Source organism: Plantibacter sp. CFBP 8804 (genome assembly GCF_014841225.1).
Taxonomy (GTDB): domain Bacteria; phylum Actinomycetota; class Actinomycetes; order Actinomycetales; family Microbacteriaceae; genus Plantibacter; species Plantibacter auratus.
On the sequence record NZ_JACYTU010000007.1, the window covers coordinates 152,469 to 174,813 of the forward strand.

At 70.7% G+C, this 22,345-nt stretch carries 18 protein-coding genes; 10 read left to right on the plus strand and 8 right to left on the minus strand.

The features are described from left to right. Positions 1–3 precede the first annotated feature (3 nt). A complete protein-coding gene (locus IFU11_RS13925; RefSeq protein ID WP_079704961.1) occupies positions 4–1,467 on the plus strand; it encodes an MGDG synthase family glycosyltransferase in 1,464 nt (487 codons plus the stop codon). A gap of 10 nt (positions 1,468–1,477) precedes the next feature. Here IFU11_RS13925 and IFU11_RS13930 read toward each other — a convergent pair whose 3' ends face one another. Further along, the gene (locus IFU11_RS13930) at positions 1,478–3,736 is read right to left on the minus strand and encodes a beta-glucosidase family protein (protein ID WP_192019314.1); all 2,259 of its coding nucleotides are present in this window, start codon (positions 3,734–3,736) and stop codon (positions 1,478–1,480) included. 106 nt (positions 3,737–3,842) lie between these two features. Here IFU11_RS13930 and IFU11_RS13935 point away from each other — a divergent pair, with 106 nt between their 5' ends. Next, positions 3,843–4,511 (plus strand): ABC transporter ATP-binding protein, encoded by a 669-nt coding sequence (locus tag IFU11_RS13935; RefSeq protein ID WP_244631801.1) that lies wholly within the window; start codon positions 3,843–3,845, stop codon positions 4,509–4,511. After that, positions 4,508–6,250, plus strand: a complete 1,743-nt coding sequence (locus IFU11_RS13940) for a hypothetical protein (RefSeq protein WP_192019315.1) — start codon at positions 4,508–4,510, stop codon at positions 6,248–6,250. The genes IFU11_RS13935 and IFU11_RS13940 overlap by 4 nt, the downstream gene beginning before the upstream one ends. 112 nt (positions 6,251–6,362) lie before the next feature. Here the strand turns inward: IFU11_RS13940 and IFU11_RS13945 are convergent, their stop codons facing one another. Next, a complete protein-coding gene (locus tag IFU11_RS13945) occupies positions 6,363–7,364 on the minus strand; it encodes an ABC transporter substrate-binding protein (protein WP_244631802.1) in 1,002 nt (333 codons plus the stop codon). Positions 7,365–7,654: 290 nt separating this feature from the next. Between IFU11_RS13945 and IFU11_RS13950 the strand changes: the two genes are divergently transcribed. Both IFU11_RS13950 and IFU11_RS13955 read left to right on the plus strand, forming a co-directional pair. Continuing rightward, a complete protein-coding gene (locus IFU11_RS13950; RefSeq protein WP_137242396.1) occupies positions 7,655–8,224 on the plus strand; it encodes a hypothetical protein in 570 nt (189 codons plus the stop codon). Beyond that, on the plus strand, positions 8,212–9,048 hold the full coding sequence (locus IFU11_RS13955) for a hypothetical protein (protein ID WP_192019317.1): 837 nt from the start codon (positions 8,212–8,214) through the stop codon (positions 9,046–9,048). Before IFU11_RS13950 ends, IFU11_RS13955 begins: the two co-directional genes overlap by 13 nt. A gap of 147 nt (positions 9,049–9,195) precedes the next feature. Here IFU11_RS13955 and IFU11_RS13960 read toward each other — a convergent pair whose 3' ends face one another. The 4 genes from IFU11_RS13960 to IFU11_RS13975 are packed head-to-tail and all read right to left on the minus strand — an operon-like array spanning position 9,196 to position 13,066. Further along, a complete protein-coding gene (locus IFU11_RS13960; protein ID WP_192019318.1) occupies positions 9,196–9,999 on the minus strand; it encodes an ABC transporter ATP-binding protein in 804 nt (267 codons plus the stop codon). Position 10,000: 1 nt separating this feature from the next. Beyond that, positions 10,001–11,044, minus strand: a complete 1,044-nt coding sequence (locus tag IFU11_RS13965; RefSeq protein WP_192019319.1) for a FecCD family ABC transporter permease — start codon at positions 11,042–11,044, stop codon at positions 10,001–10,003. Continuing rightward, a complete protein-coding gene (locus IFU11_RS13970; RefSeq protein ID WP_229940477.1) occupies positions 11,041–12,111 on the minus strand; it encodes an iron chelate uptake ABC transporter family permease subunit in 1,071 nt (356 codons plus the stop codon). The genes IFU11_RS13965 and IFU11_RS13970 overlap by 4 nt, the downstream gene beginning before the upstream one ends. A 4-nt stretch (positions 12,112–12,115) precedes the next feature. Next, entirely contained in the window at positions 12,116–13,066 is a 951-nt protein-coding gene (locus IFU11_RS13975) for a siderophore-interacting protein (protein WP_124768591.1), read from the minus strand. Positions 13,067–13,188: 122 nt separating this feature from the next. On the opposite strand from IFU11_RS13975, the gene IFU11_RS13980 reads away from it, so the two are divergent. The 4 genes from IFU11_RS13980 to IFU11_RS13995 all read left to right on the plus strand — a co-directional run bounded on the left by IFU11_RS13980 (position 13,189) and on the right by IFU11_RS13995 (position 17,774). Then, entirely contained in the window at positions 13,189–15,351 is a 2,163-nt protein-coding gene (locus IFU11_RS13980; protein WP_121291528.1) for an ATP-dependent Clp protease ATP-binding subunit, read from the plus strand. Positions 15,352–15,575: 224 nt separating this feature from the next. Next, on the plus strand, positions 15,576–16,553 hold the full coding sequence (locus IFU11_RS13985; protein WP_192019320.1) for a PrsW family glutamic-type intramembrane protease: 978 nt from the start codon (positions 15,576–15,578) through the stop codon (positions 16,551–16,553). Between the two features lie 87 nt (positions 16,554–16,640). Continuing rightward, a complete protein-coding gene (locus IFU11_RS13990; protein ID WP_192019321.1) occupies positions 16,641–17,060 on the plus strand; it encodes a hypothetical protein in 420 nt (139 codons plus the stop codon). Between the two features lie 60 nt (positions 17,061–17,120). After that, positions 17,121–17,774, plus strand: a complete 654-nt coding sequence (locus tag IFU11_RS13995; RefSeq protein WP_229940487.1) for a DUF1345 domain-containing protein — start codon at positions 17,121–17,123, stop codon at positions 17,772–17,774. A gap of 617 nt (positions 17,775–18,391) precedes the next feature. Here IFU11_RS13995 and IFU11_RS14000 read toward each other — a convergent pair. Both IFU11_RS14000 and acs read right to left on the minus strand, forming a co-directional pair. Further along, positions 18,392–18,973: a nitroreductase family protein gene (locus IFU11_RS14000; protein WP_191940425.1), complete on the minus strand. Its 582-nt coding sequence runs from the start codon at positions 18,971–18,973 to the stop codon at positions 18,392–18,394. An 80-nt stretch (positions 18,974–19,053) separates the two neighbouring features. Further along, on the minus strand, positions 19,054–21,150 hold the full coding sequence (acs, locus tag IFU11_RS14005) for an acetate--CoA ligase (protein ID WP_192019322.1): 2,097 nt from the start codon (positions 21,148–21,150) through the stop codon (positions 19,054–19,056). Between the two features lie 174 nt (positions 21,151–21,324). Between acs and IFU11_RS14010 the strand changes: the two genes are divergently transcribed. Next, positions 21,325–22,266 carry an NADP-dependent oxidoreductase gene (locus IFU11_RS14010; RefSeq protein WP_192019323.1) on the plus strand — a complete coding sequence of 314 codons (942 nt, stop codon included), beginning with the start codon at positions 21,325–21,327 and terminating at the stop codon, positions 22,264–22,266. Positions 22,267–22,345 lie beyond the last annotated feature (79 nt).

The window sequence follows — 22,345 nt, forward strand, 5'->3', positions numbered from 1 at the left end:
CTCATGCGCAGGACATCGAAGCAGCACCCCGGACCGGATGGCGGCGAACGCGTCCTGATCCTGTCGGCCGGGGTCGGGTCCGGACACAACAGCGCCGCCGCCGCCGTGGAACAGGCGTGTGCCGGGCGTCCCGACGTCACCGAGGTCGAGGTGCTGGACGTCCTGCAGGCGAGCACCTCCCTGTACCGCGACGTCCTCGGCAAGGGGTACTTCGTGCTCGTCGAGGAGACGCCCTGGCTCGTGGAGTGGGGCTACGACCTCAGCGACGCACCGTTCCGTCGTCGCGGCCCGCTCGACCCCTGGACACGGGCGAACGCGATGCCGGTGGTCAGCGCGATCAAACGCTTCAGACCCACCGCGATCATCTGCACCCACTTCCTCCCGGCCCAGTTGCTGGCCTCCCTCATCCTCCGCGGCGCCGTCGACGCCAGGACCGCGATCGTCACCACGGACTACGACTTCCAGGGGCTCTGGCTGACGAGCGCCTTCCACGCGCTCTTCCTCGCCCGGGAGGAGGGACGGGTCCAGCTGACGGCCCTCGGTCTCCCGCCCGACCGCGTCGTGGCTTCGGGGATCCCCATCGCCGCCCAGCCGAGCACCCCGGCCGAGCGCGACCCGGCAGCACCGCCCATGTTGCTCATCTCGGCCGGTGCGTCCGGCGGTGACTACGCGCTCGCGGTCGTCCGACAGACGCTGCACCTGCGGTCGCCGTTCACCGCGACGATCGTGTGCGGGCGGAACGAGGCACTGCGGCGGAGCGTCGAGGACCTCATCGCGCCCGGCGACGACCGCTACACCGTGCTCGGCTTCACCGACGAGATGCCGCGGCTCCTGCGCCGAGCCGACCTGTTCATCGGCAAGCCCGGAGGACTGTCGGCGTCGGAGTGCATGGCCGCCGGTCTGCCGATGGTCCTCGTGAACCCCATCCCCGGGCAGGAGGTCCGCAACGGCGACTACCTCATGGAGCAGGGTGCCGCCGTCCGGTGCAACACCGCGACGACGATCGGGTGGAAGATCGACGGAATCCTCGGCGAGCCGGGTCGTCTGGCGCGGATGCAGGCCGCGGCCCGACGGGTCGGTCGCCCCGACGCGGCCCGCGACGTCGTCGACCGGCTGCTCGACGGTCCGGCACGACCGTTCGTCGTGACCCGGGCGGCGCAGAAGACGATCTTCGACGCGAGCGCCCGGCGGGTGGTCGCGAGCGAGCTCGAGGGCGAGTCGGCCCTCGTGCGTCTCGTCGACCCGGCGGCGTCCAGCACGGTCGCGCTGCTCCGGGCCGGTGAGCTGGACGACCTGCAGCAGCGCTACACCGGGCCGGACGGCACCCTCGTGCTGCGACGCGACGACGCGGTGCTCTCCGTCCGGCGTGACTCGCAGCGCCTCCTCCGCGCCGTCCTCGGACGGGATGAGGAGCTCGCCGTGCGGGTCGAGGGTCTCGCCGACCTCGAGTCGGCCGGCCCGAGCTGATCGGGTCGGGTCAGCCGGCTGTGTCCGGCAGTCGGGCGGGGTCGTCGTCGAGGTCGCTGTCACCGTTCCGCAGCGGGGTCGCGTCCGCCCAGGTCGACGGGCTGTGCTGGGCGGCCTGCAGTGCCCAGTCGCCGGTGCGGGGTGACCAGCGGCGGGTGACCGGGTCGCGTTCGAGCGTCGGTGTCGGATCGAGGACGACCCGGACGACGCGTTCCTCGCCCGCCTGCAGGGTCACCTTCCGGAACCCGAGGAGCTGGGCGACCGGTCGCTCGAGTGCGGTGTCGGCGGCGTAGAGCTGGACGACGGTCGACCCCTCGCGGTGACCGGTGTTCGTCACAAAGACCTCGGCGGTCCCACCGGTGTCGTCGAACCGGTGCCCGAGCAGGCGGTGGTCGATCGTCGTGTACCCGAGGCCGAAGCCGAACGGGAAAGCCGGCGTGTGACCCTCCTCGTCCAACCGCCGCTGTCCCCAGCGGTCGTCGTACACGACGGCCTTCGCCTCGCGGTCGAAGGGCGGCAGGTGTGCGGGATCGGTCGGGATCACGAACGGCAGTCGCCCGCCGGGCTCGACCACACCGGTCAGGACGTCGGCGAGCGCTCGACCGCCCTCCATCCCGCCGTACCAGGCGAGGACGAGGGCCGGGACGCGGTCGCGCCAGGCTTCGGTGAGGATCGCGCTCCCGCCGACCAGCACGACGACCGTGCGCGGGTTGGCTGCGGCGACGGCCAGGATGAGGCGTTCGTCCGACGGCCGGAGCCGGAGCGAGGTGCGATCGCCGCCACGCACGAACCGCGACGCCAGGTGTGCAACGCCCGTGATCGCGCTGCGGAGTCGACCCGAGTCCAGGGCCGCCCCGAGGACGCCGACGTCGACGCCGCCGGTGACGACCGACTCGCCCTCGTCGTGCTGGTCGAAGCCGACGACGACGATGGCCGTGTCGGCTGCCGCCGCCGCAGCGACCGCGGCCCGCACGTTCCCGGCCGGGGTGGTCGTGATCTGCGTGTCGGGGAGTGCCTCACGGAGCCCTTGCAGCGGCGAGACGGTGGTCGGCGGACGGACGCGCGACGAGCCGTGGTCGCCGAGGTTCGCCCGGTCCGCGAGACGGCCGACCACCGCGATCCGACGGGTCGTCGCCGACAGGGGGAGGAGCGGTACGCCGTCGTCGACCGGGCGGTTGGCGAGGAGCACGATCGACTCCTCGGCGACGTGTCGGGCGAGCGCGCGGTGGGCCGAGCCGGCGACGACGTCCGCCGAGGGCTGCGGTTCGGTGCGGGTCGCGGCGTGCAGGAGGGTCGTCCGCAGGATGCGCCGGGCCGAGCGCAGAACGGTGGCGTGGTGGAGGGTGCCTGCCCGCAGGGCGGCGGGCAACTCGTGTGCCCGTCGCAGGCGGAGCGGCATCTCCACGTCCATCCCGGCTTCCAGGCTGCCGACCGCGTCATGGGTCCCGAAGACCCAGTCGCTCGTCACGAAGCCCGTGAAGCCCCACTCCTCCCGCAGCACCTCGGTGAGCAGCGGACGGTTGACGTCCATGTACTCGCCCCGCACCCGGTTGTACGCGCTCATGACCGAGTCCGCGCCGGCGTCGATCACGGCTTTGAAGTGCGGCAGGTAGACCTCGTGCAGTGCGTGGTCGTCCACCGAGACGTCGACCTCGAACCGCTCGTCCTCCATGGAGTTGAGCGCGAAGTGCTTCACGCACGCCATCGTGTGGACGCGGACGCCGCGGGTCATGGCCGACCCCATCCGGCCTGTCAGCACCGGGTCCTCGCCGTAGCATTCCTGTGCGCGGCCCCACGCGGGATGGCGGAGCAGGTTGACGCAGACGGACGCCGAGTAGTTCGCCCCGCGGATCCGTGTCTCCGCACCGATCGCCGCTCCCACCTGCTCCTCGAGCACCGGGTCCCAGGTGGCCGCCCGCGCCATCGTCACGGGGAACGCGGTGGACTCGCCGATGACGACACCGCGGGCGCCGTCACTGAACCGGATCCCGGGGATCCCGAGCCGGGGGACGGCTCCGGCCACGAACGGACGCCTGTGGAGCAGCACGGGGATCAGCGGGAGGAGTCGGCGCGGGGAGTCGCCGTCGAGCAGCCCCAGGAGCTCCGCGTCGGTGAGCCGCTCGATCAGTCGTTCGGCGCCGGCGTCGGCGTCGAGGCGTCCGGCGCGGATCTCCCGCACGACCTCGTCGTAGGTGTCGCCCTCGGGTGGTCCGCCTGCGCGGCGCTGCTTCGGCGGACGCGCGTTCCGGCGCCCGGTGACGATTCCCATGCTCTGCATTCTGCACCCTCGACCGGCGTGCTGAGCTCCGACGCCCGACCGCGCGATCCGCCGCACGGTGGAGGACACCTCGGCGGACGCCTGCGAGGATGGGACGATGTCGGGACACGAGGGGGAGTCGGTTGCCGCGATGCAGCCGCTGATCGAGGCGGACGGCGTCGGAGCGGTGATCGACGGGGAGACCCTGCTGGCGCCGACGGACATCCGGGTCGAGCCTGGGATGGTGCTCGCCGTCCGGGGCCGGAACGGATCGGGCAAGACGACCCTGTTGCGGATCCTCAGTGGACGGCTGCGCCCGTCGAGCGGGACGGCGACGATCGGCGGCCGGACCATCGACGACCGCGACCGCACGGTGCGTCGCTCCGTCTCAGCCCTCATCGGCACCCCGGCCTACGCGCCGGACCTGACGCTGCGCGAACACCTGCGATACATCTCGACGACGTGGGGTGTGACCGGCCAGGCGGCGGACGACGCCGCCGACGAGCTGCTCGCGGCCCTGCGCATCGACACGCTCGCGCGCCGCTTCGCCACCGAGCTGTCCTCGGGTCAGTCGCAGTTGTTCGCCCTGGCGACGGCGCTCGTCCGGCCTTTCGACGTCCTCGTGCTCGACGAACCGGAGCAGCGCCTCGACGCCGAGCGGCGTGGCCTCGTCGCCGACCGCATCCTGCTCGCGAAGGAGCGCGGGGCGGCGATCGTCTTCGCGAGCCACGACGCCGGTCTCGTCGAACGGGTCGCGGACGAGGCGATCACGGTCGAAGCCCCGTGAGCACCGGCACCGGGCGCATCTCGCGCGACGACCGTCGGATCCTCCGCGCCGGCCGGGCGGTGCTCGCCGCGCGCGACGGGCGTCCGCGGGTCGCCGACGTCGCGTTCGTCGTCTATGCCGCGCTGCTCGTCGCACTCATCGTGGGCGCACCGCTCGTGCGGTTCGCAGTCCTCGGACTGATCGAGCCGGATGCCGCGGGCGTCGTGGCGGCCGTCCGGCCCGGGATGGTCGCGCTGCTCTCGGCGATCGCGACGATCGTCGTCGTGCTCGGTGGTCGGACGAGGGGACCGGTCGTGCCGAGGCCCGCGGCGGTGCAGTTCCTCGCCGATTCGCCACTGCCGCGTCGACTCACGCTGCGTCGTCCCTTCGTCACCTCCGCGCTCGCACTCGCGGGGCTCTCGGTCCTCGTGGCCGGGGTGGTCGGCTTGTCGCGACTCCTGGTGCCGGGGGAGCGGGCGACCGTCTCGGTGGGTGTGGTCGCCGACACGGCCTCGGTGATCGGCATGACCGGACCGACCGTGCCCGCCGCCGTGGTGGCCTTCGTGATCGGTGCCGTGGGCTTCTCGCTGCTCCTCGCGGTGGCGTGGTTGCTCGGTCAGCACGGTTCGCGACGGACGGTCGCCGCCGTTGTCATCGTCGCCGGTGCAGGCGGGGTGCTCGGTCTCCTCGTCCCTGGCATGCTGCTCCTTTCGCCGTGGGGATGGCTGGGGCTCCTCTGGTCGCCGGTGGCCGGTGGCATCGAGGCCATGGTGCTCGGCAGCGCGCTCGCGACGGGGGACTGGGCGGGGCTCTTCACCTGGGGTGGCGGCGGTGGCTGGTTCGCGTCGGTGGGGGTGCCGGTGTCGTGGTGGCCGGCTGTCGCGCTCGTCGTGCTCGGTGCTGTCTCCCTCCTGCTCGTCCCGAGGGCGCTGGACGGACTGCGGAGCGGACCCCTCCTCGACCAGGCGCTGCGCTGGCAGCGGGTCGGGATGATGCTGCAGAGCGGTGACGCCTCGGGTGCCGTCGGCGGGCTGCGAGCCTCCCCGACGAGCGGTCGCCGTGTCCCGCTGCGGATGACCGGGCCGTTCTGGCTCGTCGTCCTCCGGCGGTCGATCGTCGGAGCTCGGCGGACACCCGGGCGGGTCGCCCTCGGTTCCCTCGTCCTGGCGGCGTCCGGCGCGTCGGTCGGTCTCTCCTTCGGGCTCCCGGACGGTGTGCGGTGGATGCTCGCCGTCCCCGCGGCGTTCCTCGCCTTCCTCGCGGCGGGTGTCTGGTGCGACGCGGTGCGACACGGGGTCGAGAGCGCGGGGACGCCCACGCTCTACGGTCGGAGCCCCCGCTCGCTCGTCCTCGCCGGAGCCGTCGCCCCGCTGCTGGCCGCGGTCGTGATCGGAGGGATCGGTGCCCTGCTCGGGGTGCTCGCCTCCGCGGCACCGGGCGGGATGACCCTCCTCCAGCCGCTCGGGTGGTGGCTGCTGCTCGCGGTGTGGATCATCGTGCTCCGGACGTTCGACGCGGCGAAGGGACCACTGCCGATCCTGCTGCTCATGCCCGTCCCGACACCGTTCGGCGACGCATCCTCGCTGAACGTCCTGCTCTGGCAGTCGGACGCCGTCCTGCTGGCGCTCCTCGTCGGTGGTGGGTTGACCGCGCTGGCGCCGGTGGCGCCCGGTGCGGCCGTCGTCCTGCTCGTCGGGGTGCTCGTGATCGTCGCGGCGTTGGGGTTCGCGCGGTTGCGGAAGCTGTCCCGGCCGGCCTGAGCGTCGGGGCGCTCAGCGTGAGAGCCGGAGAACAGCGCGAGAGCCGGACGGAAGACGCGATTCCGTCCGGCTCTCGCGCGGATCTCCTGCTGTGGTGCTGGTGGGCTGGACCCTACTTCGCGACCTTGGCGGCGGCCTCGGCGAGCTTCGGGACGAGCTGCTCGAGGACGACGGGGATGCTCAGCACGGACGCCGCGCTGTAGGCCTGCGTGAGCTCGTCGGCGGGGTCGAGGACGATCGCGCGACCGTCCTGCACCACGGGGAGGCTCGCGAGCAGCGGGTCGGCGGTGGTGTCCGCTGCGCTGAACCCGATCGGGAGGAGGACGGCGACGTCGGCGTCGAACGCCGACACCTGCTCGGCGGAGACCGCCGCGTAGAAACCGGAGGCCTCGAGGTCGAGGACGGCCGGGTTCTGCTGGAAGCCGAGGTCGGCGAGGATGTCGAAGCGACCGTCGCCCTCGAGGTAAGCGCCGTAGGCGTCGCCGAACTTCGTCGCGGCGACGGTGGTGAGCCCGGCGAACTCCTGGTGGAGGTCGGCGGCCTCGTTGATCGACTGCTTCGTGGCGGAGACGAGTGCGTCGCCCTCCTGGGTCTTGCCGAGCGCGGCGGCGACCTGCTCGAGCTGGACGTCCCACGGGGTCGCGAACGCGGCGGTCCCCTTGGGTGCGAAGACGGTCGGTGCGATCTCCGAGAGTCGCTCGTACTGCTTCTCGTCGCCGGCGGAACGGGTGTTGAGGATCAGGTCGGGTTCGAGCGCCTGGATCTGCTCGTAGTTGACCGTGTCGCCGCTGTCCTCGATGATCTCGGGGGTGACGTCGCCGAACAGGTCGGTGGCCCACGGGCCGACGGCCTTGTTGTCGGCGCCGAAGGACTGCCAGTCGTACACGCCGACAGGCACCACGCCGAGGGAGAGCGCCATCTCCGCGTCGGACCAGCCGAGGGCGACGACGGTGAGGTCGCCGGCGGGCTCCGGGACGGTCACCTCGCCGAACATCGTGTCGACGGTGCCGAGCGTGCCGGTGGAGGCGTCGTCGGTGGAGGACCCGGCGGTGCAGCCGGCGAGGGCGAGGCCGGTGACCGCGAGGGCGGCGACGGCGGTGAGGGTGCGGGGCATGCGGCGCATGTTCTGCTTTCCGTTGAAGACGTGGGGTATGAGGTAAGCCTAAGCTTCCCAAGTCACGTCCCGGTAACGCTTGTGCTTCGGCCAGCGCGGTGCGCTGACGTGAGCGCGGGTCACCGACGTGAGCGCGCCCCTCCGGAGACCCGCGCTCACGTCCCCCGGGGTGCGCTCACGCCAGCGCACCGCCCTGGCACGCGGGCCAATTGCGCGACATATGTCCGTGTAGGCATATCTGCTCTGTGGATAACCCTGGGCGGGAGTCTGGGCGCGCTTAGCGTCGAGGGATGCCACGGACCTCGCGCTCTCGCTCTGTCTCCACGATCGTTCTCACGGCGGGACTGCTCGCCCTCACCGCATGCACCGGACCTGAACCCGCGCCGCCTCCGAAGAGTTCGCCGCCGGTCTTCGAGAACGAGGAACAGGCGCTGGCGGCCGGCGCTGAGGCTTACGAGAGCTACTTGGGCGTGTGGAACCAGGTCGTCGCAGACGGCGGAGCCGATCCTGCTCGCATCGATGAGGTGACGACCGGAGAGCTCCGAACATTCGAGAACGAGAGCCTGTCCAAGCTCCAGCAGCTCGGATGGACCTTCTCCGGCGCGGCTTCGCTGGAGGTGTTCACGATCAGCGACTGGTACTCGAAACCTGACGCAGCGGGCGTCCTGATCGTCGGATCCGCCTGCGTGGACATGACTGGCTTGCAGGCAATGGATGGGGCAGGGGAATCGGTCATCAAGCCTGAACGCCCAGCCAAGCGCACGTGGTCAGTTCATATTGCTCCGGGTGCTGCTGATCAACGGCCCTACGTGCTGGCGAAGCACGAAGTCATCAAGGAGGGATCCTCATGCGAAGAGTAGGTACTGCGCTGGCCCTCGGGCTCCTGCTTGTGGGTGGCGTCGGGTTGGCGTCCGCCGCCGTCGCCGCCAGCTGCGATGCTGGCGGGGCAATTTCGGGCGCTTGCATCGGCAACGGCTCGGTCGACATCGGCGGCAGCGTCGAACGCCCTGGCACCGGCGGTGGTTCCGGTGGCGGGACGGGCGGAGACAGCGGGGGTGGCGGCTCGGCCGAGCTTCCGCCCGGTGTGACCGACGGGCCCAACGGTGAGCGAACGGTCTGCAGCCTCATGCGGCCGGACGAGTGCTACACCTTCACCCCCGGCGACCTCGGCACCGACCTCGAAGCAGCACCGGCGGCCCCCGTCACGATCCGCGACGTCGCCAGCTTCGCCCCCGCCGCCCCCACCGTCACGACCGAGCCCGCCGCCTGGGGTGTCCGCGGGCTCCACACCAACGTCATCGCAGCTGCTTCCGGCCACACCCGCACCGGTACCCTGTTGGGCCAGGTCGCAGAGGTGAACTTCATCCCCGTCGGATTCACCTTCGACTACGGCGACGGCGACACGACCACCACCCGAACCGGCGGATCCTCGTGGGCTGCCCTCGGACTCGCGGAGTTCTCCAAGACCCCGACCAGCCACCGCTACACAAGCGTTGGAACGAAGACCATCACCGCGGAGGTCGAGTACGCCGCCGAGTATCGCATCGGCGACAGTGGCTGGCTTCCCGTCGTCGGAACCCTGTCGATCCCGACCGAAGAACCCCACACGGTCCAGATCGTGCGGAACTCGACCGTCGGCGTCGACAAACCCTGTCGCCCCGGCACACCCGCCATCGGCTGCTGACACCGGCACGCGTCCACCTCGTGAGCGCGCCCCGCAGGCGTGAGCGCACCCCTCCGGAGACCCGCGCTCACGTCAGCGGGGCGCGCCCACGCCTGCAAGCCCGCGCTCACGCCAGCGCACCGCGCTGACGCCGGCCAGAACCACGGGTCAGTGCGCGCCCATCAGCGGGATGACGAGCGGCGTGTGCGATTCGGGGTCGTCGATGATCCGGCAGCGGAGCCCGAAGACCTCCTCGACGAGCTCGGCCGTCACGATGTCCGCCGGCGCACCCTGCGCGACCACGTGTCCGTCCCGCATCGCGATCAGGTGCGTCGCGTACCGTGCCGCCTGGTTGAGATCGTGCAGGACCGCGACGAGGGTGCGGCCACCCTCCTGGTTGAGCCGGGTGAAGAGGTCGAGCAGCTCCACCTGATGCGTGATATCGAGGAAGGTCGTCGGCTCGTCGAGCAGCAGCAACGGCGTCTCCTGAGCGAGGGCCATCGCCACCCACACTCGCTGGCGCTGGCCGCCCGACAGTTCGTCGACGAGGCGACCGGACAGCTCGGTGACGTTCGTCGCCTCCATCGCCGCGAGCACCGCCGCCTCATCGGCCGCCGACCAGCGTCGGAGGATCGACTGGTGCGGGTACCGGCCACGCGACACGAGGTCGATCACCGAGATGCCGTCGGGCGCGATGGACGTCTGCGGCAGCAGCCCGATGCGCTTCGCGACCTCCTTCGACGGGTAGCGCGTGATCTCCTGGCCGTCGAGCACGACGTGTCCCTGGGTCGGCTTCAGCAGCCGGGCGAGGGCACGCAGGAGCGTCGACTTGCCGCAGGCGTTCGGCCCGACGATGACCGTGAACGAGTCGTCGGGGATCGCGATGTCCAGCTCGTGGATGATGGTCCGCTGGTCGTAGCCGACGCGAAGGCCGGATCCGGCGAGTCTGGTGGTGGGGCTGTCGGTCTTCATGTCAGCGCTTTCCCGCCTGCGTGATGAGCAGTGCGATGAGGTAGATGCCACCGAGGGTCACGGTCACCGCACCGACCGGCAGGGCGGCCGGGGCGATGATCCGCTGGGCCACGACGTCGCTCACGAGGAGCAACGCCGCGCCCATGGCGGCCGAGGGGACGAGGGTGATGCCGGCGGACCTGGTCAGCCGCCGGGCGAGTTGGGGTGCGGCGAGGGCGACGAAGATGATGGGGCCGGCGACCGCGGTGACGGTCGCGGTGAGGGCGACGCCGATCACGAGCAGCAGCAGCCGCGTGCGTTCGACCGGGATACCGAGGGCGCTCGCGATGTCGTCGCCGAACTCCAGCATGCCGAGTCGGCGGGACATGAGCGCGAGGAGGGGGACGAGGACCGCGACCGCGATCGTCACGGGCACGACGTCCTGCCACCCGAGGTCGGCGAGCGAACCCATGCCCCAACTGGCAGCGGCGATGGCGGCATTGAGGTCCGCCCGCAGCTGCAGGTAGTCGTTGAACGCGTTGAGGACGGCGCTGATCGCGATGCCGATCACGATGAGCCGGAAGCCCTGGACGCCCCGCGACCATGCGAGGAGGTAGACGACGAGGGCCGTCGCGAGCCCGCCGATCAACGCCCCGGAGACCATCGCCGCATAGTTCCCGCCGACGACGAGGGTGACGATGAGCGCGCCGGTGAACGCACCGGAGTTGAACCCGATGATGTCGGGGCTGCCGAGCGGGTTCCGGGTGATCGACTGGAAGATCGCGCCGGAGAGCCCGAGCGCGACCCCGCCCACGACGGCGATCACGACCCGCGGCAGACGCCACTCCAACACGATGCGGAGGACGCTCTCCGAGCCCGTGCCGGTGAACGCTGCGAGCAGTTTGTCGAGCGGGATGCGGTACTCGCCCTGGGTGAGTGCGAAGGCGCCGACCCCCACGACGACGGCGACCAGGGCGCCGACGACGATCAGCTCACGCCGGTGGACCACCCAGCTGACCCGACCGATCCGCACGGTGCGCCGACCCGGTTCGGCGACCGCGGTCACAGCCCCTGCGCCTTCGAACGGCGGATGAGCACGATGAGGAGCGGGGCACCCACGAACGCCGTGACGATCCCGACCGGCATCTCGCCGGGGACGGCGACCCGCCCGACGAGGTCGGACAGCAGGAAGATGATCGGCGCGAACACCATCGTGAACGGCAGCACCCAGCGCTGGTCCGGTCCGACGATGGCCCGGGCGAGGTAGGGCGACATGAGTCCGAGGAAGGCGATCGGTCCGGCCGCCGCGGTGGCCGAACCGCACAACAGGGTGATCGCGACGACCGAGAGCACCCGCGTCCGGAGCACCTTCGTGCCGAGTGAGGTCGCGAGGTCGTCTCCGAGGGCGACGGCGTTGAGTGACCGGGAGACGACGAGGGCGAGCAGGACCCCGACGATGAGGAACGGCAGCACCCCGAGGAACACGTCCATCTGGCGGTTCTGCAGCGAGCCGGCCTGCCAGAAGCGGATCTTGTCGAAGATGTCGGGGTTGCGGATCGTGATGGCGAAGGTCACCCCCTGGAGCGCGGCAGAGAGCGCGACGCCGGCGAGGACGAGGCGGACCGGGGTCGCCCCGGCGCGGCCCCGGGAGCCGATCACGTACACGATGACGGAAGCAAGGCCAGCGCCGGCGAAGGACCACCACACGTAGGAGCTCAGGTCGGCGGTGCCGGCGATGGCGACGGCGAGCACGACCGCGATGTACGCCCCGGCGTTGACGCCGAGGATGCCGGGGTCGGCGAGCGGGTTCCGCGTGACGGCCTGCATCATCGCTCCGGCGAGGCCGAGCGCCGCACCGACGCCGATGGCCAGGAGCATGCGCGGCACCCGGAACCCGGTGACGAGGATTGTGTTGGTGTCGTCGCCGCCCTGTGACAGCGCCCGCCAGACCTCGGCGGCACTGATCGTCCCCGAGCCGATGAAGAGGCTTCCCGCGGCGATGGCGGCGAGCACGACGAGCGCGGCGACGAGCAGGAGCCAGCGCGAGGCGGTCGATCGGGCGATGCCGGTCGACGCCTCTCGTGCGCGGGCGGCCGCGGTCGGGAGCCGCAGGCTGTCGAGGTCGGCGCTCACCGGCTCATCGGTTGTCTTCGGCCTTGCCGTGTCGCCAGTAGCCCATGAACGCGACCGACTTGCGGTCGACGCCGCACCCGGAGACGAGGTGCCGACGGAGCGTCTTGATGGCTGACGCCTCTCCGGCGAGCCACGCGTAGAGCGGTGCGCTCTCGAGGACGGGGCCTCCGGTCGCGTTGACCGGCGCTTCCCAGAGCAGCTCGGTGTCGACGTCGACGTCCTCGAGCGCCGGCTGCGTGGCGATCGTGGCGGTGTCGACGCTCGGCGCGAGGCGGCTCGCGATGCGCTCGACCTCGGGGATGAGCAGGGTGCCCACGGGCTGGTCGCCGCGGGGGAGGACGACGACCTCGACCCCGTCGGGCTTCGTGGACAGGGCGGCGATGTCGTCCTCGTGCGGCAGCTCGACGACGGCGATCCCGCGCGCGGTGCTCGGGAGGCGCTCGAGGATCCCGGCGATCCCGGGCAGGGCCGTCTCGTCGCCGGCGAGGAGCACCTGGTCGACGGTGGCCGGCGCGTGCCAGTCGATGCCGCCGGCCGGGACGGCCGACCGGGCGTTCGGGACGTTGACGACGAGCTCGTCGCCGACCTTCGCGTCCATCGCCCAGGTGGACGCGGGGCCGACGCGGCCGTGCAGGGCGATGTCGACGTCGAACTCGGCCAGCTCGGGCCGGACCTCGCGGATCGTGTACGTGCGCATCGGGTGGCGTTTGTCGTTGGGCAGCAGTCGCCAGGCCTGGTACCAGTCGTCGTGCATCGGCAGCTCGTCGAAACCGGTGTCGGGCAGCGGGAAGAGCAGCTTGATGCGCTGGTCGTGACGGTTGTCCGCGATGTGCTGGACCTCGGGACCGGTGAACGTGAATCGCCGATAGCTCGGGCTCACCTGCTCGATGCGCCGGACGACGGCTGCGAGGAGGATGAAGATCGAGTCGGGGGTCTGTTCACTGAGGCGAGGCATCGATAGGTAAGCCTACCCTTCGATGCGCTGGAGATCACCTGCCGATCGCATCTTGTCGGCAGAGAGTGGCGGTGGTAAACTTGAGTCACATCAACTCAAGTTTTGAACAGGAGACCGTACCCATGCCAGCAGGCCAGACGCCTCAGCAAGAGGATCAGCGCAGCGCGCTCGAGCAGTACGGCGTCAACCTGACCGAGATCGCCGCCTCCGGCAAGCTCGATCCGGTCATCGGCCGCGACGCCGAGATCCGCCGCGTGAGCCAGGTGCTCACGCGACGCACCAAGAACAACCCCGTCCTCATCGGCGAGCCCGGCGTCGGCAAGACCGCCGTCGTCGAAGGTCTCGCCCAGCGCATCGTCGCGGGCGACGTCGCCGAGAGCCTCAAGGGCAAGCAGCTCATCTCCCTCGACCTCTCCGCGCTCGTGGCGGGTGCCATGTACCGCGGGCAGTTCGAGGAGCGCCTCAAGGCGGTGCTCAAGGAGATCGACGAGTCCGACGGACAGATCATCACCTTCATCGACGAGCTCCACGTCCTCATGGGCGCCGGTGGCGGCGAGGGGTCCGTCGCCGCGGCCAACATGCTGAAGCCCATGCTCGCCCGCGGTGAGCTCCGGCTCATCGGCGCGACCACGCTCGACGAGTACCGCGAGTTCATCGAGAAGGACGCCGCCATGGAGCGTCGCTTCCAGCAGGTGTTCGTGGGTGAGCCGAGCGTCGAGGACACGGTCGCCATCCTCCGTGGCCTCAAGGAGCGGTACGAGGCGCACCACAAGGTGGCCATCGCCGACAACGCGCTCGTCGCCGCAGCAGCCCTGTCCAACCGCTACATCACGTCGCGGCAGCTGCCCGACAAGGCGATCGACCTCATCGACGAGGCTGCCAGCCGACTGCGCATGGAGATCGACTCGGCACCCGTCGAGATCGACGAACTGCGACGCAGCGTCGACCGCCTGAAGCTCGAGGAGCTCGCTCTGAAGAAGGAGAAGGACGACGCCTCCAAGGAGCGCCTCGCCCGCCTCCGGGAGGACCTCGCGACCCGCCAGGCCGCGCTCGGCGAGCTGCAGGCGCGCTGGGAGCGCGAGCGTGCGAGCCTCAACCGGGTCGGCGACCTCAAGAAGCAGCTCGACGCCGCCCGGAGCAAGGCCGAACGCGCCCAGCGCGAGGGCAAGCTCGAACAGGCGTCCAAGCTCCTCTACGCCGACATCCCGCAGCTCGAACGTGAACTCGCGCTCGCGGAGTCGGCCGAGCAGGACACCGACGGCGAGCCCCGGATGGTCAACGACCAGGTGACCGCCGAGGACATCGCCGCTGTCATCGCCGCGTGGACCGGCATCCCCGTCGGTCGCCTGTTGCAGGGCGAGACGGAGAAACTGCTGCACCTCGAGCAGGAGCTGTCCCGCCGACTCATCGGGCAGCACCGTGCGGTCGCCGCCGTGTCCGACGCCGTCCGGCGCACCCGGGCCGGCATCTCCGACCCCGACCGCCCGACGGGCTCGTTCATGTTCCTCGGCCCCACCGGCGTCGGCAAGACCGAGCTGGCGAAGGCGCTCGCCGAGTTCCTCTTCGACGACGAGAAGGCCATGGTCCGCATCGACATGTCCGAGTACGGGGAGAAGCACTCGGTCTCCCGGCTCGTCGGTGCACCTCCGGGGTACGTCGGCTACGAGCAGGGCGGGCAGCTCACCGAGGCCGTTCGTCGACGCCCGTACTCCGTCGTGCTGCTCGACGAGGTCGAGAAGGCGCACCCCGAGGTGTTCGACATCCTCCTGCAGGTGCTCGACGACGGTCGGCTGACCGACGGCCAGGGGCGCACGGTCGACTTCCGGAACGTCATCCTCGTGCTGACCTCCAACCTCGGCTCGCAGTACCTGATGGACGCCTCACTCTCCCTCGAGCAGAAGGAGGAGGCGGTCCAGCAGCTCGTGCGCCAGGCCTTCAAGCCGGAGTTCATCAACCGTCTCGACGACATCGTCGTGTTCCAGCCGCTCAGCGAGGCGGAGCTCGGCCAGATCGTCGAGCTGTACATCGACCGCCTGCAGCGTCGACTGGGTGAGCGTCGGCTCCACCTCGCCGTCACGCCCGACGCCCGCGCGTGGCTCGCGGAGCGCGGATACGACCCCATGTACGGTGCGCGTCCGCTGCGTCGACTCATGCAGCGGGAGATCGACGACCGCCTCGCGCGGGCGATCCTCGACGGCTCGATCCGCGACGGCGACACCGTCCACGTCGGGCTCGCGAGCGACGGCGACGGCCTCACGGTCGAGCGAGCGGTGGTCCCGGCCTAGCCCGGCTGCTTGCGGCCAGCGCGGTGCGCTGACCCGAGCCCGACCCACCGACGTGAGCGCGCCCCTCCGGAGGGGCGCGCTCACGCGTGTGCCCCGCGCTCGCGCGACAGCACCGCGCTGGCCGTGACCCCCGAGTGGGGGAGGAAACCCCTGGTGCGCGACGGATGCCGCGCACTAGCGTGATCCTCGCGGTGGGCCCGATCGGCGCGCCCTGAGAGGACCCGATGTCACACGCAGCCCCGAGCACGACGCCTGAGACCAGCGACACCGCCGTGCCCCTCTGGCGTCACGCACACGCCCCCGCCTGGTTCTTCTTCGGTGGCCTGGCGCTCTGGCTGTTCCTGCTGCTGGTGCCGCACGTGCTCCTCGGCAACCCGGCGGTGATCCCCGCGTGGATCCTGCTCGGCTCAGGTCTTGCCGCGTCCACCCTGCTGCTCATCATGGCCCGACGTCTCCAGTCGGGCGACGGCGTCACGACGGCGACGCTCCTCTGGGCGGTGCTGGTCGGAGGTTTCATCGCCATCACGCTCGGCAGCACCTTCGACTCCCTCATCGGCGTCGCCGCGACCGATGCCGGCGAGAACCCGCACGACATCGGGCTGTTCTTCGCCGGGGTCGCCGAGGAACTCGCGAAGATCATCGCCGTCGTGATCGTGGCGTGGCGGCTGCCGGTGAAGACCGCCCGGGGCGGGCTCTTCGTCGGCGGCGCTGTTGGGATCGGCTTCGCCGTCCTCGAGAACCTCTGGTACATCGGGCAAGGGTGGGCGAACGGGGTCGAGGTCTCCCAGAAGCTCGCCGCCGGTTCGCCACCACTCGAGACGATCCTCTCGCACCCGGCGTTCCAAGCGGCCGGGGCCGCATTCGCCCGGACCGTCTTCGACCCGGTCGGACACCCACTGTGGACGGCACTGTTCGCCGCGGCGCTGTTCGCGGCTGCACGCAACGGTCGGTTCCGGATCACCGTGGGCGTGCTCCTGACCTACCTGCTCGTCGCGGTCATGCACGGCCTGTGGGACGGCAACACCGTGCTCTGGGGGCTGCTGTTCCCGAGCATGCCGGTGCTCAAGGCGCTCGTGGTGCCGGCCATGGTCGTGCTCGTCGTCGCATTCGTGCTCATCTGGCGGGCGCGGGTCCGTCGCATCAACCGCGACGCCGGCGTCGTGTCGCTCCACGTCCCGCGTCGCGAGCGGAAGCAGGCCTGACCACCGGACGCGCGAGGCCTGCTGTGATCCGGGCGTGCCGGGGAGTAGCGTGAAGCGCACCCGATCCGCGACGCCGAGGAGACACCCATGCTGGGACGCAAGACCTTCGAACAGCGAGAGGTCGACCAGGCGAAGACGATGATCGCCGCGCTTGTCGCCGGACGCGAGACGCTGGCCGAAGCCGGAGCGGACCCCGCAGCACTCGCCGTGGTCGACCCCGAGTTCTTCACCGGCCTCACCCTCGTGCTCGACCGGCCGTTCGTCCACCGGGTGCGCTCGGTGCTCGGAAAAGGTCCCGGGGCCCTCAACGAGCTCGAACTCATCGTCGCGTCGGTCCTCGACCACGACCGGGTGTTCACGGTGGGGACCGTCCTGCAGTACTCCGAGGAGACGTCGTTCACCGGCCTCGTCCCGGGCGAGACGATCCTGCTGAGCGCCGAGCAGTTCGAGCGCCTCGCCGTCGGCGTCTTCGCCGAGTTGGAGGAGCTGTTCGTCGAAGCGGTGTGAGGTGCGGCGTCGGCCGCGAGTCTGCGTCACGCGATCCGCGGACGGTGCCACGATCAGCTCGTGAGCTCATCGACGTCCGGAACGATCATGGTGCGGCACGGCGCGAAGCTCCGGTTGACCGTCTCCGCCCTCGTCGGTGTCGCCGTGGGCGTGATCGTCGGCCTGAACTGGTTCTGGGCGGGTGCGATCCTCGCCGGTTGGGGGACCACGTGCGTGGTCTTCGTCGGTTCCCTCTGGATCCGCATCTGGCGGATGGGCCCGGAGCGGACGCGCGAACACGCGACCTCGGAGGAGCCCGGGCGAACGACCAGCGAGGTGCTCATCGTGCTCGCGAGTGTCGGGAGCCTCGTGGCCCTGAGTGTCGTCATCCTGCAGGCGAGGGCGTCCTCCGGGGTCGAGCAGGGCGTGCTCGCCGGTTTCGCGGTCGTGAGCGTGGCGCTCTCCTGGGCGCTCATCCACACGATCTACACCCTGCGGTACGCGCGCATGTACTTCGCGGCGCCGGAGGGGGGCATCGACTTCAACCAGGAGGAGGCGCCGCAGTACAGCGACTTCGCCTACCTCTCGTTCGACCTCGGCATGACCTACCAGGTCTCCGACACGACGCTGCGGTCCAGCGAGCTGCGCCGCACCGTCCTCAAGCACACCCTGCTGTCGTACCTCTTCGGCTCCGTGATCCTGGCGACCGTCATCAACCTCGTCGCGGGGCTGTAGGGGCGCCACGGACACGCCCTTCGGCAGGCGGTTGGATGTCCGCCTGCGTTGAGCGGACGGGGGCGGACTCCTTGACCGTCACTGGTCCTTGACCGATCGAGTTATACGTCGCGGATCAAGATATACTTACATATTTCATATGAGCAAGAGGATTGAGTCTGTGAGGATACGCTCGCGGTTGATGCGAGTGTGCCTCGTCGTTGGCCTCCTGGCTGCGCCAGTCCAGTTCGGAACGACGGACGGCGGCTCCATGGTCGCGGTGTTCCAAGGGGTCGGCCTATGGGCGATAGCCCGCCTGTCACGCGGTGCAACGGAGCCGAACACGTCGCGCGATTGGTGGCGTCTGACGGAACGAGCTTCGATGAGCGCTCTCGCTGCCCTGCTATCCGGTCTCGCGACGGTCAGCATCATCGTCTACGGGGCCCACTGGGGCGCGACTGGAGAACTCATCTTGCGATCATGTGTTGGAGCGGCCTTGACTGCGTTGTTCATCGTGTCGGCCATTGGACTGCGTCGTCACCGGCCTAGCCCGAGCGATGACGGGTGAGCCCGCGAACGACGACTGCGCAGCCCGGCGGACCGGACTGCGCAGCGTGGTGGTGTAGGAACCGAGCGGACTACTCCTGGACGATCACGAGGTCGGCGAGGGGACGACGCTCACGCGGAGCGGTCTCGCGGTCGCGGAGCATGCCCTCGGGCAGGAGCTCGGGGTCGCCGAGCTCGCCGAGCGCGGTGACGGTGAACGGCACGAGGCCGTCCGGCAGTGAGAACGCCTCCCGGATGCCGTCGGCGGAGAAGCCGGCCATCTGGTGCGCGAAGAGACCATCGCTGTGGGCCTGGATGCTCAGGTGCGCCATCGCCTGGCCGAGGTCGTAGATGGCCCAGGGACGCTCGTTGCCCTCGTCGTCGAGGGTCTCGGCGACGGCGACGATGAGCGCGCCGGCCTGAGCGGCCCATCCGCGGTTGAAGGCCACCAGCTGCTCAGCGATCGTGTCGAACGTGGCGGTCCCCTTGGTGCCGACGATGAACCGCCAGGGCTGCACGTTGTTGGCGCTCGGCGACCAACGCGCGGCTTCGAGGGCCGAGGCCATCTTCGCGGCGGCGACGGGCTCGCTCACGAAGGCGCGGGGGCTCCAGCGGTCGGCGAGGACGTCGAGGATGGGGGCGTCGGTCTGGGCGGTACGGGTGACGATGGACATGCGGTCTCCAAGCGAAACAAGGGAAGTGGACAGAGGTTGCGTCGCCGTTGACGATGGATGCAACTGCATCGATCGGGGCGCTATTCCCGGGCTCGAGGGGTCCGTGCAGCCGTGACGATCTCGGCGATCCGGTGCGGGGCCGCTTCGTCTTGCAGTGACGTCGTGTCGCCGAGGGGCCGCTGGTCGACGATGTCGCCGAGCAGACGCCGCATGATCTTCCCCGAGCGGGTCTTCGGGAGGTCTGGGACCACGAAGACGTCGCGGGGCTTCGCGATCGGGCCGATCTCGTTCGCCACGTGGGACCGCAGGGCCTCGCGGAGTGCCGCAGAGCGCTCCAACCAGTAGGCCTCGCCGTCGGCCTCGGGCCCGTGGGACCGCGAGGACGGGATGACGAACGCGGCGATCGCGCTCCCCGTGATCGGGTCGTGCACGCCGACCACGCCGGCCTCGCCCACGTGGGGATGCGACACGAGTGCCGACTCGATCTCGATGGTCGACAGGCGATGGCCCGAGACGTTGATGACGTCGTCGACGCGCCCGAGGACCCAGATGTCGCCGTCTTCGTCCCACTTCGCGCCGTCGCCGGAGAAGAAGTAGCCCTGCTTCCAGTACTTCGCCCAGTACGAATCGCGGTAGCGTTCCGGGTTGCCCCAGACGGTGCGCGCGAGCGACGGTCCGAAGCGGCTGACGACCAGATACCCGCCGGATCCGTACGGCACCGTCTCGCCGTCCTCGTCGACGACCAGCGCCTCCAGGCCGGGGAGTGCGCGACTGCCGGAACCCGGCTTGATCGTGGTCGCGCCGGGGAGCGGTGCGATGACAGCCGACCCCGTCTCCGACTGCCACCAGGTGTCGACGACCGGGGTCTCGCCGCGCCCGATGCGCTCGCGGAACCACATCCAGGCCTCGGGGTTGATGGCCTCACCGACGGTGCCGAGGAGCCGGAGGGTCGAGAGGTCGTACTCGGCGGGCGGCCCCTCGGGGAACCAGGTCATGAGGGTCCGGATGAGTGTGGGCGCCGTGTAGTACGTCGTCACGCCGTAGCGCTCGATGATCTCGAAGTGCCGCGCCTGGTGCGGGGTGTTCGGCGTGCCCTCGTAGATCACCTGGGTGAGCCCGTTCGAGAGCGGACCGTAGATCTCATAGGTGTGTGCCGTGACCCAGGCGAGGTCGGCGGTGCACCAGTGGACGTCGTCGTCCTTGGCGTCGAAGATCGCCCAATGGGTCCAGGACGCCTGCGTGAGATAGCCGCCTGACGTGTGGACGAGTCCCTTGGGCTTCCCGGTGGTGCCGCTCGTGTAGATGATGAAGAGCGGGTTCTCCGCATCGAACGCCTCGGGCTCGTGGGTGTCGGCGGCGACACCCACGGTGTCGTGCCACCAGACGTCGCGGCCGGGGGTCCAGGGCACGTTCGGCGTCTCGTCGCCCGTGCGTGCGACGACGAGTACGTGCTCGACGGACGGCACGCCGTCGACGGCGGCGTCGGCGTTCTGCTTGACCGGCACGGCTGTACCCCGGCGGTACTGGCCGTCGGTGGTGATGAGCAGCTTCGCCTCGGTGTCCTCCACCCGGAAGCGCAGCGCCTCGGCCGAGAACCCACCGAACACGAGGGAGTGGATGGCGCCGATGCGGGCGACGGCGAGGGTGGCGATGACCGTCTCGGGGATGACCGGCAGGTAGATGACGACGCGGTCGCCCTGGCCGATGCCGAGTGCCGTCAGGGCGTTGGCCGCCTTCGCGACCTCGCGCTGCAACTCGGCGTAGGTGATGGAGCGGCGGTCGCCCGGCTCTCCCTCGAAGTGGAGGGCCACTTTGTCGCCTCGTCCGGCGTCGACGTGCCGGTCGACACAGTTGACCGCCACGTTGAGCGTTCCCCCGGCGAACCAGGTGGCGGCGGGGACGGTGAGTTCGGGCTCGGGGTCCGATGGGTCGGACCCTTCGACCGGCCGGGCCGGGTCCCAGGTGTGCGCCGTCTCCCACGGGGTGACCCAGTCGAGGCGTCGGGCCTGCTCCTCCCAGAACGCCACCGGGTCGGCGGCCGCGCGAGCCCACTCCTCCGGGCCGACGTTCGCCGTCTGGGCGAGGTCGGCCGGCGGGGCGTAGCTGCGCGTCTCGGCGAGGAGGTTCGCGATCGTGGCGGCGGGCGCTGCGGACGTCGATCCATCAGTGGGAGGCATGCTGCAACGCTACGCGGGAGGCCGAGGCCGGTGCCATCCGCGGGTCATGCGGCGTCATGGTCCGGACGTTCCGAGGGGCTGTGGAGGAGCGTCGGGAGTAGCCTCGAACCGCCGCCGCGATGCGTGGCGGACGTCGATCAGGGGTGCGCAGGCGCATCTCGGGAAGGGAACGACATGACGACCGTCATCCAGTACCAGGAGCTCGGCTCGGCCGACGTCCTCGAACTCGTCGAGGTGCCGACGCCTCAGGCGGGCCCCGGCGAACTCGTCGTCGAGGTGCGCGCCGCGGGCGTGAACCCGATCGACTGGAAGCTCCGCAGTGGTGTCCGCGGCGGCGAGCTGCAGGGCACCCGACGCGTCGGGAGCGACGGCGCCGGGGTCGTCGTCGAGGTCGGCGACGGGGTCGAGGGCTGGTCGATCGGCGACGAGGTCGTCGTCGTCAACGCCTCCGGGACGTACGCGACCCACGTCGTCGTCACGCCCGACCAGATCATCCGCAAACCGGCGGCCATCTCCTTCGAGGAGGCGGCGGCGATCGGCATCCCCGTGAGCACGGCCTACCAGGCGCTCCGGTCGCTCGGCGTGACCGAGGGGACGACCCTCCTGATCCACGGTGGATCGGGCTCGGTGGGGCACGCCGCCGTGCAGTTCGCCGTGGCGTGGGGAGCGACCGTCGTCGCCACCGCGAGCGAGGGGAACCACGCACGCCTGCGGGAGCTCGGGGCGATCCCCGTCACCTACGGTCCCGGGCTCGTCGAGCGCGTGCGCGAGGCGGCCCCGCAGGGCGTCGACCGCGTGCTCGACGCCGTCGGCACCGACGAGGCGCTCGAGGCCTCGTTCGAGCTGGTCGAGGACCGGCAGCACATCGGCACGATCGTCGTCGGTGCGAAGGCGGCCGGCCTCGGGATCCAAGCGTGGTCCGGCGGCAACCCGCTCCCGCTCACGTCGCAGGAACAGGCCTGGCGGGCGGAGGCGATCCCGGCGGTCGCGTCCCTCGTCGAACAGGGGCGCTTCAGCTTCGAGCTCGGCACCGTCCGGCCTCTCGCCGAGGCCGCCGAGGCGCACCGCGAGAGCGAGTCGGGTCACCCGAGCGGGAAGCTCATCCTCATCCCCTGAGCGCCCTTCGACAGGCTCAGGGCCCCGGGGGGGGGGGGGGGTCGGGCGGGAGTGGCCTTCGACAGGCTCAGGGACCGGG

Coding starts and splice junctions, on each gene's coding strand:
- IFU11_RS13930 (WP_192019314.1), bottom strand. CDS start 3,736: ATGGGAATCGTCACCGGGCGCCGGAACGCGCGTCCGCCGAAGCAGCGC.
- IFU11_RS13990 (WP_192019321.1), top strand. CDS start 16,641: ATGCTGGGACGCAAGACCTTCGAACAGCGAGAGGTCGACCAGGCGAAG.
- IFU11_RS13955 (WP_192019317.1), top strand. CDS start 8,212: ATGCGAAGAGTAGGTACTGCGCTGGCCCTCGGGCTCCTGCTTGTGGGT.
- IFU11_RS13935 (WP_244631801.1), top strand. CDS start 3,843: ATGTCGGGACACGAGGGGGAGTCGGTTGCCGCGATGCAGCCGCTGATC.
- IFU11_RS14000 (WP_191940425.1), bottom strand. CDS start 18,973: ATGTCCATCGTCACCCGTACCGCCCAGACCGACGCCCCCATCCTCGAC.
- IFU11_RS13925 (WP_079704961.1), top strand. CDS start 4: ATGCGCAGGACATCGAAGCAGCACCCCGGACCGGATGGCGGCGAACGC.
- IFU11_RS13980 (WP_121291528.1), top strand. CDS start 13,189: ATGCCAGCAGGCCAGACGCCTCAGCAAGAGGATCAGCGCAGCGCGCTC.
- IFU11_RS13945 (WP_244631802.1), bottom strand. CDS start 7,364: ATGCCCCGCACCCTCACCGCCGTCGCCGCCCTCGCGGTCACCGGCCTC.
- IFU11_RS13985 (WP_192019320.1), top strand. CDS start 15,576: ATGTCACACGCAGCCCCGAGCACGACGCCTGAGACCAGCGACACCGCC.
- IFU11_RS13975 (WP_124768591.1), bottom strand. CDS start 13,066: ATGCCTCGCCTCAGTGAACAGACCCCCGACTCGATCTTCATCCTCCTC.
- IFU11_RS13960 (WP_192019318.1), bottom strand. CDS start 9,999: ATGAAGACCGACAGCCCCACCACCAGACTCGCCGGATCCGGCCTTCGC.
- acs (WP_192019322.1), bottom strand. CDS start 21,150: ATGCCTCCCACTGATGGATCGACGTCCGCAGCGCCCGCCGCCACGATC.
- IFU11_RS13950 (WP_137242396.1), top strand. CDS start 7,655: ATGCCACGGACCTCGCGCTCTCGCTCTGTCTCCACGATCGTTCTCACG.
- IFU11_RS14010 (WP_192019323.1), top strand. CDS start 21,325: ATGACGACCGTCATCCAGTACCAGGAGCTCGGCTCGGCCGACGTCCTC.